Origin of the sequence: Shewanella sedimentimangrovi (assembly GCF_017354965.1) — a bacterium.
Classification (GTDB): domain Bacteria; phylum Pseudomonadota; class Gammaproteobacteria; order Enterobacterales; family Shewanellaceae; genus Shewanella; species Shewanella cyperi.
Genome location: NZ_CP071502.1, coordinates 3983212 through 3997696, shown reverse-complemented (window position 1 = coordinate 3997696; position 14485 = coordinate 3983212). Strand labels below are relative to the sequence as shown.

Here is a 14485-nt window from a genome sequence, read left to right as displayed (position 1 = left end):
TGCGAAATATGTCGAAGGCAAAGACCCCGGCCTGGGCCGGGGTCTTAATCGGGGACTTGGCCTGTCAGAAAAAGCCAAGGGGGTTGGTGTCGTAACTGACCAGCAGGTTTTTGGTGTTCTGGTAGTGAGCCAACATCATCTTGTGGGTTTCGCGGCCGATGCCGGACTTCTTGTAGCCACCGAATGCGGCATGGGCCGGATAGGCGTGGTAGCAGTTGATCCACACCCTTCCTGCCTGAATGCCGCGTCCCATGCGCTGGGCCAGGTTCATGTCGCGGGTCCAGACCCCGGCACCCAGGCCGTACTGGGTATCGTTGGCTATCGCCAGGGCCTCGGCTTCGTCCTTGAAGGTGGTGATGGATACCACGGGACCGAAAATTTCCTCCTGGAACACCCGCATCTTGTTGTGACCCTTGAGCAGTGTCGGTTGGATATAGTAACCACCCTGGGCCGTGGTGGCTCTTTGGCCGCCCAGCAGCACCTGGGCGCCCTCGCTGCGGCCGACCTCCAGGTAGCTGAGGATCTTGTCGAATTGCTCCAGTGAGGCCTGGGCGCCCACCTGGGTTTCGGTGTCCAGCGGATTGCCCTGGCGTATGCCTTTGGCGCGCTCAATGACCTTTTCGATAAAGGCATCGTAAATGGACTCCTGCACCAGCACCCGGCTGGGACAGGTGCAGACCTCGCCCTGGTTGAAGAAGGCCAGCAGCAACCCCTCGACGGCCTTGTCCAGATAGCTGTCTTCGTGGTTCATCACGTCGGCAAAGTAGATGTTGGGTGACTTGCCGCCCAGCTCCACGGTTGAGGGGATAAGATTCTCGGCGGCGCACTTGAGTATGTGATTGCCCACCTCGGTGGAACCTGTGAAGGCCAGCTTGGCGATGCGCTTGCTGGTGGCCAATGCCGCGCCGGCCTCGGCGCCAAAGCCGTTGACTATGTTGAGCACCCCGGGTGGCAGCAGATCTTCTATGGCCTCGATCAGCACCAGGATGGAGACCGGGGTCTGCTCGGCGGGTTTGAGTACTATGCAGTTACCGGCCGCCAGTGCCGGGGCGATTTTCCAGGCCGCCATCAGCAAGGGGAAATTCCAGGGGATGATCTGTCCCACCACGCCGAGGGGCTCGGGGAAGTGGTAGCTGACCGTCTTGCTGTCCAAATCGGCGGCACTGCCCTCCTGGGCGCGGATGCAGCCGGCGAAGTAGCGGAAATGGTCAACAAACAACGGCAGGTCGGCATTCAGGGTCTCGCGCACCGCCTTGCCGTTTTCCCAGGTTTCCGCCACCGCCAGCCGCTCCAGCTGCTGCTCGACCCGGTCGGCGATTTTCAGCAGCAGATTGGCCCGCTCGGTCACCGAGGTTTGGCCCCAGGCTTCCCTGGCGGCGTGGGCCGCATCCAGCGCCAGCTCTATGTCGCGGCCATCGGAGCGTGCCGCCTGACAGAAGACCTCTCCCGTCACCGGGGAAATGTTGTCAAAGTACTGGCCGCCCACCGGCGGTGTCCACTTGCCGCCGATAAAGTTGTCATAGCGGGCCTTGAAGTTGGCTATGGCACCCGGGGTACCTGGAGCGCTGTAGATCATTGGCTTGTCCTTCCGTGTTATTGATTGTCTTGTTGAATGTGGCGCAACCCGCGGGTTGCTGGCCCTATAGCGCAAGGGACGGGCCAAGATGGTGCAACTTGTGGCAATGACTGGCTAACAGTATGATGAATTTCCGGTTTTTCTATGTCATTGGCCTTTGGGTGCCCAAGGTTGGGCCGGACTGTCCTGGTCGCATTGTCACTTTCCGCTACACTCAGGTGTCACGGAACGGAACACATGGAGGAGATATGAAGGCTTCGCTGCAACCCTGGCTGGCGGATTCCTGGCGCCGCAGCGCCGACGCAGGTCTGCATGAAAATCGCCCGGCCGATGGGCTGAGGCTGACGGCGGCCGATCTGGATGAACGGCTGGAAAGTCGGCGCCAATTGGTGAGCCTGGTGGAACAGCATGCCCTGCCGTTGTTTTCCAAATTGATGGCCCACAGCGACAGTCGCCTTATTCTGTCCGACAGCGATGGCTTCGTGCTCAGGCATTGGGGACTGGCGCGTTACTCGGATCGTTTGGCCAATGTGGCCCTGGATTGCGGCGTCAACTGGCTGGAGGAGCACAAGGGCACCAATGCCATAGGCACGGCCCTGAGGGCGGGGCAGGCTTTGTCTGTGGTGGGCGAGCAACATTATTTCCGCCAACACCGTTTTATGAGCTGTTCCGCCAGTCCCATTTTTGCCCCCAACGGTGAGCTTATCGGCGCCCTCGACATCACTTCCGAGCGACTCAGACACACCCAGCAAACCCTGATGCTGATCTCCAGCCTGGCCCAGCAGGTGGAGACGGCGCTGCTGTGCTCCCTGCCGGGCGGACGTTTCCGGGTGGATCTGGCGGCGAGCCGGCAGCTGTTGTCTTCCGGCTGGCAGGGGATATTGATCGCCGATGACAACGGCCGTTTGCTGGGACTCAATCCCATGGCGCGCCAATATCTGGGGCGGGCCCAACCGGGAGCGGATTTGGCCGAGCTGCTGGGTGAGGATTGGCAGCGGCAGAGCAGCCAGTGCCCTTGGGGTGAGCTGCATCTGGCCACCTCGGCCCTTGGCGACACGCCGAGCAAAAAAATCCAGGGCGCCAAGCCGGTCAAGTTCCATGACCCTAAGCTGGAGCAGGCCTGGCAACTGGCCCGCAAGGTGGTTTCAAGGCAGATCCCCCTGCTTATCCAGGGGGAAACCGGCGTTGGCAAGGAGCACTTTGTGCGCCAGCTGTACAGCGACAGCCACCGCAAGGGGCCGCTGGTGGCGGTCAATTGTGCCGCCCTGCCGGCGGAGTTGGTGGAATCCGAACTCTTCGGCTACCAGGCTGGCGCCTTCACAGGCGCCGCCCGACAGGGTTACCTGGGCAAGATACGTCAGGCCGATGGCGGCTTTCTGTTTCTGGATGAAATAGGCGAGCTGCCGCTGGCGGCACAGGGACGACTGCTGCGGGTGTTGCAGGAGCGGGAGGTGACCCCCGTGGGCAGTTTGCAGGCGGTGAAAGTGGATATTCAGGTTGTGGCCGCGACCCACATGGATTTGCAGTCCATGGTGGACGAAGGGCGTTTCCGTCAGGATTTGTATTTCAGGCTCAATGGCTTGCAGGTGATCTTGCCGCCGCTGCGCCAACGCAGCGATCGCACCCGGATTATCCACAAGCTGCACCGCAAGTATCGCAGCCAGGATCAGGGCATCTGCGCCGACTTACTGGGTTGGCTGGAGTCCTATGCCTGGCCGGGCAACCTGAGGGAACTGGACAACCTGATGCAGGTCGTCTGCCTGCTGGCCGAAGATGAACCCGAGTTGCAGCTGCAACATGTGCCTGAGGCCCTGTTGGCCCGTCTGCGGCAGGGGCGACAACATGACACAGGCCAGGCGGATGGCCATGACTGTGGTCAGGCTGATGGCAAACTTGAGCAGCGGATGCGGCAGCAAATCTTAACCACCCTGGCTGAATGTAACGGTAATGTCAGCGCCTGCGCCCGCCGTTTGGGCATCAGTCGTAATCAGATCTATCGTCGTCTGCGCCAGTCTTGTGTGAAGAGCTGAGAGATTAGCGCTGCTCGGACGAAGTGAGCGGCAGGCTGAGGCTGACACACAGGCCGCCTTCGGGACGGTTTTCAGCACGGATCTCGCCACCATGGGCCTGGACCGCTGCGGCCGTAATGGCCAGCCCCAGCCCCCAGCCGCCGCTCTCTCTTTCCCGCGAGGTGTCGGGGCGATAAAAGGGCTGGAAGATGGCGCCAAGCTCGGCCTCGGCAACCCCGGGGCCGTCGTCGCAAATTCTCAGGATGAGATTATTTTCCTGTAACTCGCTGCTCAGCCAGATGGCCCCGTTGGCATAGCGGATGGCGTTACGCAGCAGGTTTTCCACCGCCCGCGCCAGGATTTTGGGATAGTGCTGAAATTGAAACTCCTCATCCAGGCTGATGTGCAACTGTTTATTCTGTTCGCTGGCTTCAAAATCCGCATCGTCGAGCACCTGATCCAGGCTGTCTCCCAGGCTTAACAATCGCTTGGGTTCCTGGGCATTGAGTTGCAGCCGAGACAGGGTCAGCAGTTCGGCGATCAGCTGCTCCAGCTGACTCGCTTCATAGGCAATCCGGTTAATTTCCGGGGTTTCCTCACCACGTTTACGGGCCAGCGCCAGTGCCAGTTGCAACCGGGTCAGTGGCGTGCGCAATTCATGGCTGATGTCACCCATCAGCCGCTGCTGATTGCGCACCATGGTCTCGACCGCATCGGCCATGCCGTTAAAGGCCCGGGCCACCTGACCCAGTTCGTCACGGCGGCGTGCGGTTTGGCTGTCGACCCTGCTGTCCAGTTGCCCGGCGGCGAGCGTATCGGCACTGTGTTTTAGCTGGCGCAAGGGTTTGCCCAGATGCCAGGCCAGCAGGCCACACAACAAACCCGAAAGCAGCACCGCCAAACCCAGGGTCAGCATTTTGTTTTCATTGAAAAACATAAACCAGGGCCGCGGATGCTTGCCTGGCAGCCTGCCATAGAGCGCATAGCTGTCGGTGCCGGCCTGAAACCTGAAGGGGCCAAACAGCAGGTCGTCACGGTATTGGTGGCTGATGGGGTGTCCCGCATCTTCGGCCAACAGCATAAAGTTAAGCAGTTGCCGCGATGGCCTGTCGTTGAGCACCTTACCTTCGTCGTCGACCAGAATCAGTCGCACCGGCTTATCATCGCGCCGGTTCATCCGGTCCCAGTGGCGGATCCGTTCGGTCGTCATCAGCCCCGGGCGCTCGATCAGGGGCCTGGCGGCCCGTTCCAGCAGTTGTTGCAGATGGGGCGGCAGGGGCTCGGTATCCAGGCGTTGCTGCAACAAGGGCAGGCTGCCAATGGCAACAATTATTACCGAGCTGCCCAGCCAAAAGCCAAGCAACAGCTTGATAAACAGTCGATTGGGGCTCAGAGCGCCGAGCAGGGATGACAGGGATTTCATCAGGGTAACCAGATATAACCCTTGCCGCGGATGGTCTTGACCCTGGGGCGACCATCACTGCGTTCGGGCAGTTTTTTGCGCAGGTTGGACAGGTGCATGTCCAGGCTGCGATCGAAGGGCATCAGGCGCTTGCCTAGCACCTGCTCGCTGAGCCATTCCTTGGATACCAACTCACCGGCCTGGCGTGCCAGCTGCAGCAACAGACTGAATTCGGTGCCGGTTAACAGCAGTAATTGCTCATTGCAGAAGGCTTCCTGACGGGTGGTATCAAGACGCAAATCGCCAAACTCCTGTATCGGCTGGGTGTGGGCCTCCATTTTGGGAAGCTGGGCCCGTCGCAGAATGGCGCGGATCCTGGCCACCAGTTCCCTGTCGTTGAATGGTTTGGGCAGGTAGTCATCGGCACCGATTTCCAGACCGACGACCCTGTCTATCTCGTCGCCCCGGGCGGTTAACATCAGCACCGGGGTTTGCTTTTGGGTCCGCAAATGGCGCAACACTTCAAAGCCGTTGAGCTTGGGCAGCATGACATCCAGCAAAATCAGATCGAACTCCTGTTGCCGGGCCAGATCCAGCCCTGTCTGGCCGTCATGGGCCAGGGTCAGCTCGAAGCCTTCCAGTTCCAGCAGTTGCCCCAGCAACTCCGCCAGGCCCAGGTCATCGTCAATCAGCAAGATTCGGTTCATATACTACTCCGCAGCTGTACTGCGCCCGAGTATACAAGCCTTTAAGGTCAAGCGCTGTCAAGCCAGTGTAAGTCAATGTAAAGATGACGGGAAACCCTCCCTTTACACTGTTTTACGCAGGCCAGACCCACACTTACATTGACGGCCATAAACTGGGAAACGTCGATACAGCCAATCACAGAGGTGAACCATGAAGAAATCCAAATTAACTCAAGGTCTGCTGGGCCTGCTGGCTACAGCTATGTTACTCGGTGGTGCCGTCGCCGTGGCCCATGAGCATGGTGAAGACCGGGGGAGAGACAGACCCGGAATGCATCAGGGTATGCGCCATATGTTCCGCAATCTCGACCTGACCGACGAACAACAGGCACAGATTAAATCGCTGATGAAGGAACAACGCCAGGCCCGCAGCGAGCAGCAGGATGAATCGGACCGCGAGGCCCACAGGAACAAGATGCTGGCCCTGGTCAGTGCCGCTAAGTTTGATGAAAATGCGGCCCGGGCGCTGATCGCCGAGCAGCAACAGCACCATGAAGAAGGTATGCTGAATTTCATGAAGTTGCAGCAGCAGGTGTATCAATTGCTGACCCCGGAACAACAGGAAAAATTCCGGCAGCAGTTTGCGGAACACAGGGGCAGCAAACGCTGAATCAGCTGATTTTGTAATGCAAATTAGCTGCAATACCGCGTTTTAACCCTCTGTAATTTCTGCTATAAAGGGAGTCCCCGTACTAAGGCGACTCCCGTTCCATGAATGCCGATCATCACTATGATTTCTGGGTAAAACTGGCCTCACGCGCCTCCGTGGCCACTGCCTTGATCCTGATACTGATTAAGCTCCTCGCCTGGCTCTGGTCCGGCTCCGCCAGCATGCTGGCATCGCTGACCGACTCCTTTGCCGATGCGCTGGCGTCCCTGGTGAATTTTGCTGCCATCCGCTATGCCCTGATGCCGGCCGATCACGAACACAGATACGGCCATGGCAAGGCCGAGCCGCTGGCCTCCCTGGCACAATCGGCCTTTATCCTCGGCTCGGCCTTTTTGCTGCTGTTCCACGGTGGCGATCGCTTGCTCAATCCCACACCACTCTCCCACGCCAATATCGGCATTTGGGTGTCCATCATTGCCATAGTGCTGACCTTGGCCCTGGTGCTCTTGCAGCGGCGCGCGCTCAAGGAAACCGGCAGCAGTGTGGTGGCAGCGGATTCGCTGCACTACAGCTCTGACTTATTGCTCAATGGCGCAGTGCTGCTGGCATTGGTGCTGGCACAATACGGTTTTTGGTGGGCCGACGGTCTGTTTGCCTTGCTGATCGCTCTTTACATTGGCCAGCAGGCCCTGGGGCTGGGCTACGGCGCGGTGCAGACCCTGCTCGACCGTGAGCTGGATAATGACAGTCGCCTGCGTATAGTGCAGCTGGCCCAGGCCGACCCCAGGGTCAATGGCATCCATGACTTGCGTACCCGCCGGGCCGGTAAAACCACCTTTATCCAGCTGCATCTGGAATTGGATGGCAACCTGCCGCTCAGGGATGCCCACGGCATTTCCGATGACACCAGCGCCAGAATAAAGAGTGAGTTCCTTGATGCCGAAGTCATTATTCACCAGGATCCCATTTGACCCATAATGTTTTGAAAATCAGTGATAAAACGGGTATAAACGTTCAGCTGTTGTTCAGCCTGGCCGAATGACAATGCAAGCGAACATTAAACACAGAGGGATCTCAAAGAATGAAAGCAATCAAAATAGCCGCCCTGGCCGCCGTATTGGCAAGCACTTCTGCACTGGCGGAAACCGACAAGACCGGCTTCTACATAGGTGGTGCTCTTAACCAGGTCAAGGTATCCGGGGATGGCGATGGCTCACTGGACGGCATAGGTTTTGGCGCCTACGGTGGTTACAACTTCAACGAATGGTTCGGCCTGGAAAGCAACCTGTTTGCCAGCGGTGATCTGGGTGAAGATGGTGTGGATGTGGGTGCCGGTGCCTGGACCTTTACCCCCAAGTTCACAGTGCAATTCAACGATATGTTCTCCGGCTTTGCCAAGGTCGGTCTTGCTTCCATGGTTGTGACCGTGGACTCTGGTCTTGTTGATACCGATTTCACTGGCACAGGTTTTACCTGGGGCCTGGGCCTCAATGCCGCGGTAAACGAGCACCTGAACATTCGTTTGAGCTACGATCGCTCCAGCGGTGACCTGGACGGTGATTGGGCAGATGATCTGGATACCGACATTTCCCAAATTGCTCTGGGCGTGCACTACCAGTTTTAATTCCGCTGTTTGTAAAAAAGGACGCTATGGCGTCCTTTTTTATTGCTTTTATTCGGAATATTAAGCGGTTAATATTACGCCGTATCATAAGGACGGTCGCTGGTTGTGGCGACAAACCCCATAAGGAAGATTATGAAACTGAATTCATTACTTGCCGGCAGCTTGCTGCTGTCACTTGCTTCTCCCGTTTTTGCTGCCAAGGATCTGGGTTATTACCTCGGCGGTCAAATCAACCACACCAGCATGACCGACAGAATCGGTGACTTCGAAGAGTCAGCCTTGGGTCTGGGTATTTATGGTGGCTACAACTTTAACCAGAGTTTCGGTCTGGAAGCCGGCATCCACGGCACCGACAGCTATATCGATGAGGTTGACCTGCGATCTGCCGCCATCACCCTGGCACCCACTGTACGCCATGCCTACAGCGATATGGTGACTGTGTATCTCAAGGGTGGTCTGCTGTGGGAAGCCATTTACAGCAATGATGATCTGGTAACCGACGATTACCGTGGTATTGGCTGGCTCATTGGCACTGGCGTGGATCTGACCTTAAGCGAATCCATGGCTCTGCGTCTGTCCTACGAGTACAGTGAAACCGAGCCCGAGTCGAAAGATTACGACAATTACTTTGCCAGCACCCGGGTGCACCAGTTCGGCGTCGGTATGCATTACCGCTTCTAAGCCTTCGGTCGACAAATAAGGGATGCAGTGCATCCCTTTTTGTTATTCCATTTCCAGTTCTTTCAATTTGCGGGTCAGGGTATTGCGGCCCCAACCCAGGCGGCGGGCTGCCTCCTGCTTGTGACCCTGGGTGTGTTTCAAGGCGGTTTCCAGCAAGATGCGCTCAAACTCGGGTTGGACCTCGGTCAGCAGATCGCTGTCGCCATTGCCAAGTCGCACATCCACCCAGGCCCGCAGTGCCTCCTGCCAGCCGCCGGTATGTTGCTCCGGGCTGCCCTGGCCGAGTGTCAGGGGTTCCTTCAGCAGTTCCGGTGGCAGATCCTGGGGCAGGATTTCCTGGCCCGAGGCCATGACAGTCAGCCAGCGGCAGGTATTTTCCAATTGACGCACGTTGCCGGGCCAGGGCAGTTGTTGCAACTTGAGTGCGGTTTCCCGTGCCAGCACCTTGGCTTCGACGCCGATTTCCCGGGCCGCCGAGGCCAGGAAGTGACTGGCCAATTGGGGAATGTCTTCGCGCCTTTGTGCCAGGGGCGGCAAATGCACCCGGATCACGTTGAGACGGTGGAACAGATCCTCACGGAATTGACCCTTTTGCACCTGCTGTTCCAGATCCTGATGGGTGGCGGCGATAATGCGTACGTCCACCTGTACCGGTGAGTGACCTCCGACCCGGTAAAACTGACCATCGGCCAGTACCCGCAGCAGCCTGGTCTGCACGTCCAATGGCATATCGCCAATTTCATCCAGAAACAGGGTGCCGCCGTTGGCCTGTTCAAACCGGCCCTGACGTACCGCAGCCGCGCCGGTGAAGGCGCCCTTTTCATGGCCAAACAGCTCGGATTCAATCAGATCCTTGGGGATGGCCGCCATGTTGAGGGCGATAAAGGGCTTGTCCTTACGTGGGCTGTGTTTGTGCAGGGCGCCCGCCACCAACTCCTTGCCGGTACCGGACTGACCGTTGATCAGCACACTGATGGAAGAGCGTGACAGGCGGCCAATGGCGCGAAACACTTCCTGCATGGCTGGGGCTTCGCCGATGATTTCCGGGGTCTTGAGTCGTTCTTCCACCACAGGCGCCGGGCTCTGTTCATTGGCGTGGGTCAGGGCCCGCTCCACCAGGGCTATGGCCTCGTCGATATCGAAGGGTTTCGGCAGATATTCAAATGCCCCGGCCTGATAGGCGCTGACGGCACTGTCGAGATCCGAATGGGCGGTCATTATGATGACCGGAATGTTGGGATAGTGCAGCCCCAGTCGTTGTAACAGGGTTAAACCGTCGGTACCCGGCATGCGGATATCGGAAATGATTACCTGGGGCTGGGATAATTCCAGTGCCTGCCACAGGGATTCGGCCGCGGCAAAGCTGGCCGTGGTCAGCCTGGCGCCCTTGAGCGCCTTCTCCAGCACCCAGCGTATGGAGCTGTCATCGTCGAGGATCCAAACCTGTTCGCTGATACTCATGTCATCTCCTCTGTGTGGCTGCTACTTGCCGCTGATGATCGGCAAGGTAATCACAAATTCCGTGTGGCCGGGGGCCGAATGACAGTCGATACGACCGCCATGGAGCCTGGCAATATTGTGGGCTATGGACAGTCCCAGCCCCGAGCCCTGTTCCCGCCCTGTGACCATGGGATAGAACAAGGTATCCATCAACTCGGGCGGTATGCCGGGTCCGTTGTCTATCACGGACAATTCGGCCACCAGTTTGAATCTTTGGCTGCCTATGGTGACCTGATGCTGGGTCCGGGACTTGATAATGATCTCACCGCCCCGTTCTTCCAGCGCCTGCACCGCGTTTTGCACTATGTTCAGTAATGCCTGCTGCAGCTGATCCGGATCCATATTGATGTCCGGAATCGAAGGGTCATAGTCACGCTTGAGGCGGATATTCCGTGGCAGGGTCACCTCCACCAGTTTCAGCACCTTTTGCACCACCTGGTGAATATTGTGGGGACTGTGCTGGGTGGGACGCTGGGGCCCAAGCAATTTATCCACCAGGGAACGCAGCCTGTCTGCCTGCTCTATGATCAGGGCGGTGAATTCCTTCAGCGCCGGCTCTTCCAACTCCCGCGCCAGCAGCTGCGCCGCACCGCGCAGGCCACCAAGGGGATTTTTAATCTCGTGTGCCAGGTTGCGCACCAGAAATTGCGCCGCCTGTTGCTGGGCATCCTGGCTCAGTTGCTGGTGGATCCGCCGTTGTTGGTCCACCTGGCGCAGCTCCAGCAGGCTCAGCTGCTGTTGCTCCAAAGGTACCAGGGTCAGATCCACTGTGTGTTGCTGGCCATCCAGGGTGACCAGGCTGGCGGTGTTCACCGTCAGGCCCTGGCCCTGGCGCACCGCGTCTTCCAACAAACGGCGCTCCACGTCCAGCGACAGCAGGTGCTCGGTGAGCGGATGTTCTGTGAGGCGGTGGCTGCCGGCCCCCAGCAATTGCTCGGCGGCAGCGTTGGCAAAGCAGGGCCGCAAGTCACTGTCTATGACCAGTACGGCGGTAACCAAATGATTGAGCAGGTTGAGAGTATCCATCGGCCGTTCCGGAAATTGTGTTTGCACCAATATGGTGCACCAACATGGTGCAAACTGCAACCTGGAACGGGCGACTGACTACTTATAGTCTTGGTGTGTAACTAATTGTTTACCAAGAAATAAATTAATTATCCAGCTTTGGGTTGTACCGGCTGGGGCGCCTGCAGCAAGGTTGCGCGGTGCAGAAACAGGGTTCTGGTATGACTGGATGCAAGGACTTTGCCGTTTTGGGTGATCAATTGCACCTGGATGCTGTGCTCACCGCGATCTATGTTTTCCAGCTGGAAGAAGGGGCTGGTTGTGGGGTCTTGCCAGACCTTGCCGTCCAACCTTAACACCCAGAGGGCACCCTTGGGTGGTTCGGGGTCTATGCTGGCCCTGACGCTGAAGTTACCGTCGTTATTGCGGATGGTTTCCTCGTGTTCCGGGCTGAGTATGCTTAATTGATACTCGATATGGGCCGCAGGCGCCTGCTTGCCGGCGGTCAGATCCACAGGTGGCCGTACGCTGATCTGGTTTTGGGTATTTTCTTTGGGTTCAACCAGCTGGGCATCGCCCTTGGGCTCATCGCTGTAATGGACCTTGCCGTCCTTGTCGACCCATTTATACACGGCAGCCTGGCACAGGCCGGCGAGCAGCAAGAGGGTGAGGGTGAATATCCGCATAATGGCGTTCCTGGTGGCCAATTCTTTCACTAGAGTAGCCCGTTTTGACGCCGGGATCATCCACCCTCGACCAAGGGCCTTAGAGATAACTGCACAGGTATTCGGCAATCCCCTGACAGCGGATATCAAATTCAACTCCGGCCGCCAGCTCAAAGCTGTCGCCTTCCTGCAATGCGCGCCAGTCGGTTTCCCCCGGCAGGCGCACTTCTACCGGGCCGGAAGTGATGTGCATCAGCTCCGCCTGGCTGGTGTCGAACCTGTATTCTCCCGGCAACATGACTCCCAGGGTCTGGCGACTGCCGTCGGCCAGAAAGATACTGCGGCTGCTTACCCGGCCATCAAAATACAGATTGGCCTTTGTGGCTACGTTTACCTTTTCTATCAATTGCATGTCAATTCCTCAGTATTTTTAGTGAATGACTGAGAATATCGTCAATTACCCGGCCGGACTACTGAATAAAATTTGAGTTGCCCTGGCCGGTCCCGGCTTCAGCGTTTTTCTCTTTTACGCCAGATGCTCATCTCCGACAGACTGTGCTGGAACTTACGCTTGGTTTCGCGGATAACAAAGGGAATTTCCTTCACCGCCACCAGTTCAAAGCGCTCTATCAGCGCCTCGGTCAAGCCATCGAGGGAGGTGAAGTTTTCGCCGTTAATCTTGATACCACCGAGCCAGTTGGCCTTGGGCGTATATTCTTCCAGCCAGGTATAGGGTGAGGCGATCACCAGATAGCCGCCTTCGTTGAGACGTTCATGGATCCGTCCCAGGAACTGCTGTGGCTGAGCCAGGCGGTCGATGAGATTGGATGCATACACCAGATCATAACCACTGAACATGGGCTTGAGATTGCAGGCATCACCCTGGGCAAAGTGAACCTTGTGTTTCACCTGCTCGTACCCCAGAGCCGCCAGGGTGACGGTACGGTATTCCACCAGATCGCCCTCGGTGCGTATGGTGTAGCGCTTCTCGCCCTGCTCGGTCAGGGCATAGGCCTGCTGGATAAAGCGGGCCGAGAAATCGATGGCGTCCACCTGGGCAAAGTGCCTGGCCAGCTCAAAACTGGCCCGGCCCACTGAGCAGCCTATGTCCAGCGCCTTGCCATTGGGTTTGAGTTCAAGCTCTGCCAACGCCTGAGTAACACCGTTGACGCAGAAGTTGGCCACCCCGAAATACTCCCGGCCATAGTGGAATTCCAGGTATTGGGAGATGGATTCGTCCGTCTCGTACACATTCACTTTCAATCCCTCATCGGGGGCCTGGGCTGATTCCAGATATCGGAAGCCTGCATGCTGGTAAAAATGGCGCCTGAAGGCGTAACGGGACGAGGCTATGGCCTCATTGCCGGTGGAAACCCAGCTGCCGCCCTTCATCAGGTTATGCTTGCCGTCAAAGGTCGGGGTGGAAAAGTCATCGTAAAGGGGATGCACGGCAAAGCCCGGGAAACCGTCGATGGCGGTTTCGGTCCACTGCCAGACATTGCCCACTATGTCGTACAGCCGTCCCTGGCGGAAACGGTTGACCGGACAGGATGAGGCGTGGAATGCCAGCGCCAAATTGCCGGGCATCTCGCTCCAGGCCGGGGTGGCGCCTACGGCTATGCTGTCGCCCGCCAGCTCCCGGCGCATCAGGTACCATTCGGCTTCGGTGGGCAGTCGCAGCTTGCGTTCGGTTTTTTGGGATTTCCAGTTGCAAAAGGCCTTGGCCTCCAACTGGTTGACTTCGACCGGCCAGTTCAGCGGCAGGGGGATTTCCTCGGTCAGATTGCGCTGACGCCAGTTGTCGCCATCGCGGCGCCAGAAACGGGGCATTTGAGCCCCGGTAAACGCCAGCCAGCCGCGGCCTTCCTCGGTCCAATAATCGGGATTTTGATAGCCACCGTCCTCGACAAAGGCCAGATACTCGCCGTTGGAGACCAGATACTCGCTGGCCCTGAATTCTTTGAGCTTGTGGTGCTGGCGACCGTACTCATTATCCCAGCCATAGCTGGCATCTTCCTCATCCTTGCCCAGCACTATTTCGCCCCCCTGAAAGGGGATCAGTTTATTTTCGGGGGCCGGCCCCCAATCCTGGCAACCGGGCCAGTCCGGGTGCGTCCTGACCATGGTCAGCGGCAATTGGCGGATGATCACCGAGGAGGTTTCCAAATGGATGCGCTCATGTTCTATGCCCATCAGCAGCACCCAGGCCAGGCTGTCCTGGGTAATGGGCAATTGCAGCTCCATGGTATCCAGCAGGTGCTCCACCAACTGCACCACCTTGGCGCGATAGTCGCGCACTTGTGCCACGGCTGGCCAGTCATAGTGGGCCTGGTTCAGGTCGTCCCAGGACATTTCGTCGACACCTATGGCGAACATGGACTCAAAGTGTTCGTTGATGCGCTCGTCCAGGTATTTACCCAATTTGAGTTTGTTGACGAAGAACGTAGCCGTGTGGCCGTAATAAAAGATCAGCGGATGACGCAGGGGCTCCGCCTTGACGTAGAAGGCGTCGTCCGAGGTCAGCAGGCTGAACAGGGATTCATACTGACGCTGGCTGTTGCGAAAATATTGCCTGAGTTCATCACGCTTGGCCTCGGCATCCGCGCCACTGAGCAAGGGGGTTGGCAGGGCGGTGTTTTCCATGTGCTGTCACTCCTGTTGATTGGC

General features: G+C 57.9%; 13 protein-coding genes. 5 read left to right on the top strand and 8 right to left on the bottom strand.

The features are described 5' to 3' along the window. Nucleotides 1-64 precede the first annotated feature (64 nt). Entirely contained in the window at nt 65-1576 is a 1512-nt protein-coding gene (gene exaC / locus JYB85_RS17850; protein WP_207380363.1) for an acetaldehyde dehydrogenase ExaC, read from the bottom strand. Between the two features lie 248 nt (nt 1577-1824). On the opposite strand from exaC, the gene JYB85_RS17845 reads away from it, so the two are divergent. Next, on the top strand, nt 1825-3606 hold the full coding sequence (locus JYB85_RS17845) for a sigma-54-dependent Fis family transcriptional regulator (protein WP_207380362.1): 1782 nt from the start codon (nt 1825-1827) through the stop codon (nt 3604-3606). Between the two features lie 4 nt (nt 3607-3610). On the opposite strand, the gene JYB85_RS17840 is transcribed toward JYB85_RS17845, so the two are convergent. Next, entirely contained in the window at nt 3611-5008 is a 1398-nt protein-coding gene (locus tag JYB85_RS17840) for an ATP-binding protein (RefSeq protein ID WP_207380361.1), read from the bottom strand. Continuing rightward, nucleotides 5008-5694, bottom strand: coding sequence for a response regulator (locus JYB85_RS17835; RefSeq protein ID WP_207380360.1), 687 nt, complete (start codon nt 5692-5694; stop codon nt 5008-5010). The genes JYB85_RS17840 and JYB85_RS17835 overlap by 1 nt, the downstream gene beginning before the upstream one ends. A 190-nt stretch (nt 5695-5884) precedes the next feature. Here JYB85_RS17835 and JYB85_RS17830 point away from each other — a divergent pair, with 190 nt between their 5' ends. From JYB85_RS17830 to JYB85_RS17815, 4 genes are all read left to right on the top strand, one after another. After that, nucleotides 5885-6343 (top strand): Spy/CpxP family protein refolding chaperone, encoded by a 459-nt coding sequence (locus JYB85_RS17830; protein ID WP_207380359.1) that lies wholly within the window; start codon nt 5885-5887, stop codon nt 6341-6343. 101 nt (nt 6344-6444) lie between these two features. Continuing rightward, entirely contained in the window at nt 6445-7314 is an 870-nt protein-coding gene (gene fieF / locus JYB85_RS17825; RefSeq protein WP_207380358.1) for a cation efflux pump FieF, read from the top strand. A gap of 110 nt (nt 7315-7424) precedes the next feature. Beyond that, nucleotides 7425-7967: a porin family protein gene (locus JYB85_RS17820; protein ID WP_207380357.1), complete on the top strand. Its 543-nt coding sequence runs from the start codon at nt 7425-7427 to the stop codon at nt 7965-7967. A 132-nt stretch (nt 7968-8099) separates the two neighbouring features. Next, complete coding sequence (locus JYB85_RS17815) at nt 8100-8648, top strand: porin family protein (RefSeq protein WP_207380356.1); 549 nt, start codon at nt 8100-8102, stop codon at nt 8646-8648. 42 nt (nt 8649-8690) lie between these two features. Here the strand turns inward: JYB85_RS17815 and glnG are convergent, their stop codons facing one another. From glnG to ovoA, 5 genes are all read right to left on the bottom strand, one after another. Next, nucleotides 8691-10109: a nitrogen regulation protein NR(I) gene (gene glnG, locus JYB85_RS17810; RefSeq protein WP_207321256.1), complete on the bottom strand. Its 1419-nt coding sequence runs from the start codon at nt 10107-10109 to the stop codon at nt 8691-8693. 21 nt (nt 10110-10130) lie between these two features. Further along, entirely contained in the window at nt 10131-11174 is a 1044-nt protein-coding gene (gene glnL / locus JYB85_RS17805) for a nitrogen regulation protein NR(II) (RefSeq protein ID WP_207380355.1), read from the bottom strand. 128 nt (nt 11175-11302) lie between these two features. After that, a complete protein-coding gene (locus tag JYB85_RS17800) occupies nt 11303-11839 on the bottom strand; it encodes a DUF4124 domain-containing protein (protein WP_207380354.1) in 537 nt (178 codons plus the stop codon). 79 nt (nt 11840-11918) lie between these two features. Then, complete coding sequence (gene ppnP / locus JYB85_RS17795; RefSeq protein ID WP_207380353.1) at nt 11919-12230, bottom strand: pyrimidine/purine nucleoside phosphorylase; 312 nt, start codon at nt 12228-12230, stop codon at nt 11919-11921. Nucleotides 12231-12328: 98 nt separating this feature from the next. Beyond that, nucleotides 12329-14461: a 5-histidylcysteine sulfoxide synthase gene (ovoA, locus tag JYB85_RS17790; protein ID WP_207380352.1), complete on the bottom strand. Its 2133-nt coding sequence runs from the start codon at nt 14459-14461 to the stop codon at nt 12329-12331. Nucleotides 14462-14485 lie beyond the last annotated feature (24 nt).

Bases quoted from the DNA above. Each gene is read 5' to 3' on its own strand.
- exaC (WP_207380363.1), bottom strand. From the start codon at position 1,576: ATGATCTACAGCGCTCCAGGTACCCCGGGTGCCATAGCCAACTTCAAG.
- JYB85_RS17845 (WP_207380362.1), top strand. From the start codon at position 1,825: ATGAAGGCTTCGCTGCAACCCTGGCTGGCGGATTCCTGGCGCCGCAGC.
- JYB85_RS17840 (WP_207380361.1), bottom strand. From the start codon at position 5,008: ATGAAATCCCTGTCATCCCTGCTCGGCGCTCTGAGCCCCAATCGACTG.
- JYB85_RS17835 (WP_207380360.1), bottom strand. From the start codon at position 5,694: ATGAACCGAATCTTGCTGATTGACGATGACCTGGGCCTGGCGGAGTTG.
- JYB85_RS17830 (WP_207380359.1), top strand. From the start codon at position 5,885: ATGAAGAAATCCAAATTAACTCAAGGTCTGCTGGGCCTGCTGGCTACA.
- fieF (WP_207380358.1), top strand. From the start codon at position 6,445: ATGAATGCCGATCATCACTATGATTTCTGGGTAAAACTGGCCTCACGC.
- JYB85_RS17820 (WP_207380357.1), top strand. From the start codon at position 7,425: ATGAAAGCAATCAAAATAGCCGCCCTGGCCGCCGTATTGGCAAGCACT.
- JYB85_RS17815 (WP_207380356.1), top strand. From the start codon at position 8,100: ATGAAACTGAATTCATTACTTGCCGGCAGCTTGCTGCTGTCACTTGCT.
- glnG (WP_207321256.1), bottom strand. From the start codon at position 10,109: ATGAGTATCAGCGAACAGGTTTGGATCCTCGACGATGACAGCTCCATA.
- glnL (WP_207380355.1), bottom strand. From the start codon at position 11,174: ATGGATACTCTCAACCTGCTCAATCATTTGGTTACCGCCGTACTGGTC.
- JYB85_RS17800 (WP_207380354.1), bottom strand. From the start codon at position 11,839: ATGCGGATATTCACCCTCACCCTCTTGCTGCTCGCCGGCCTGTGCCAG.
- ppnP (WP_207380353.1), bottom strand. From the start codon at position 12,230: ATGCAATTGATAGAAAAGGTAAACGTAGCCACAAAGGCCAATCTGTAT.
- ovoA (WP_207380352.1), bottom strand. From the start codon at position 14,461: ATGGAAAACACCGCCCTGCCAACCCCCTTGCTCAGTGGCGCGGATGCC.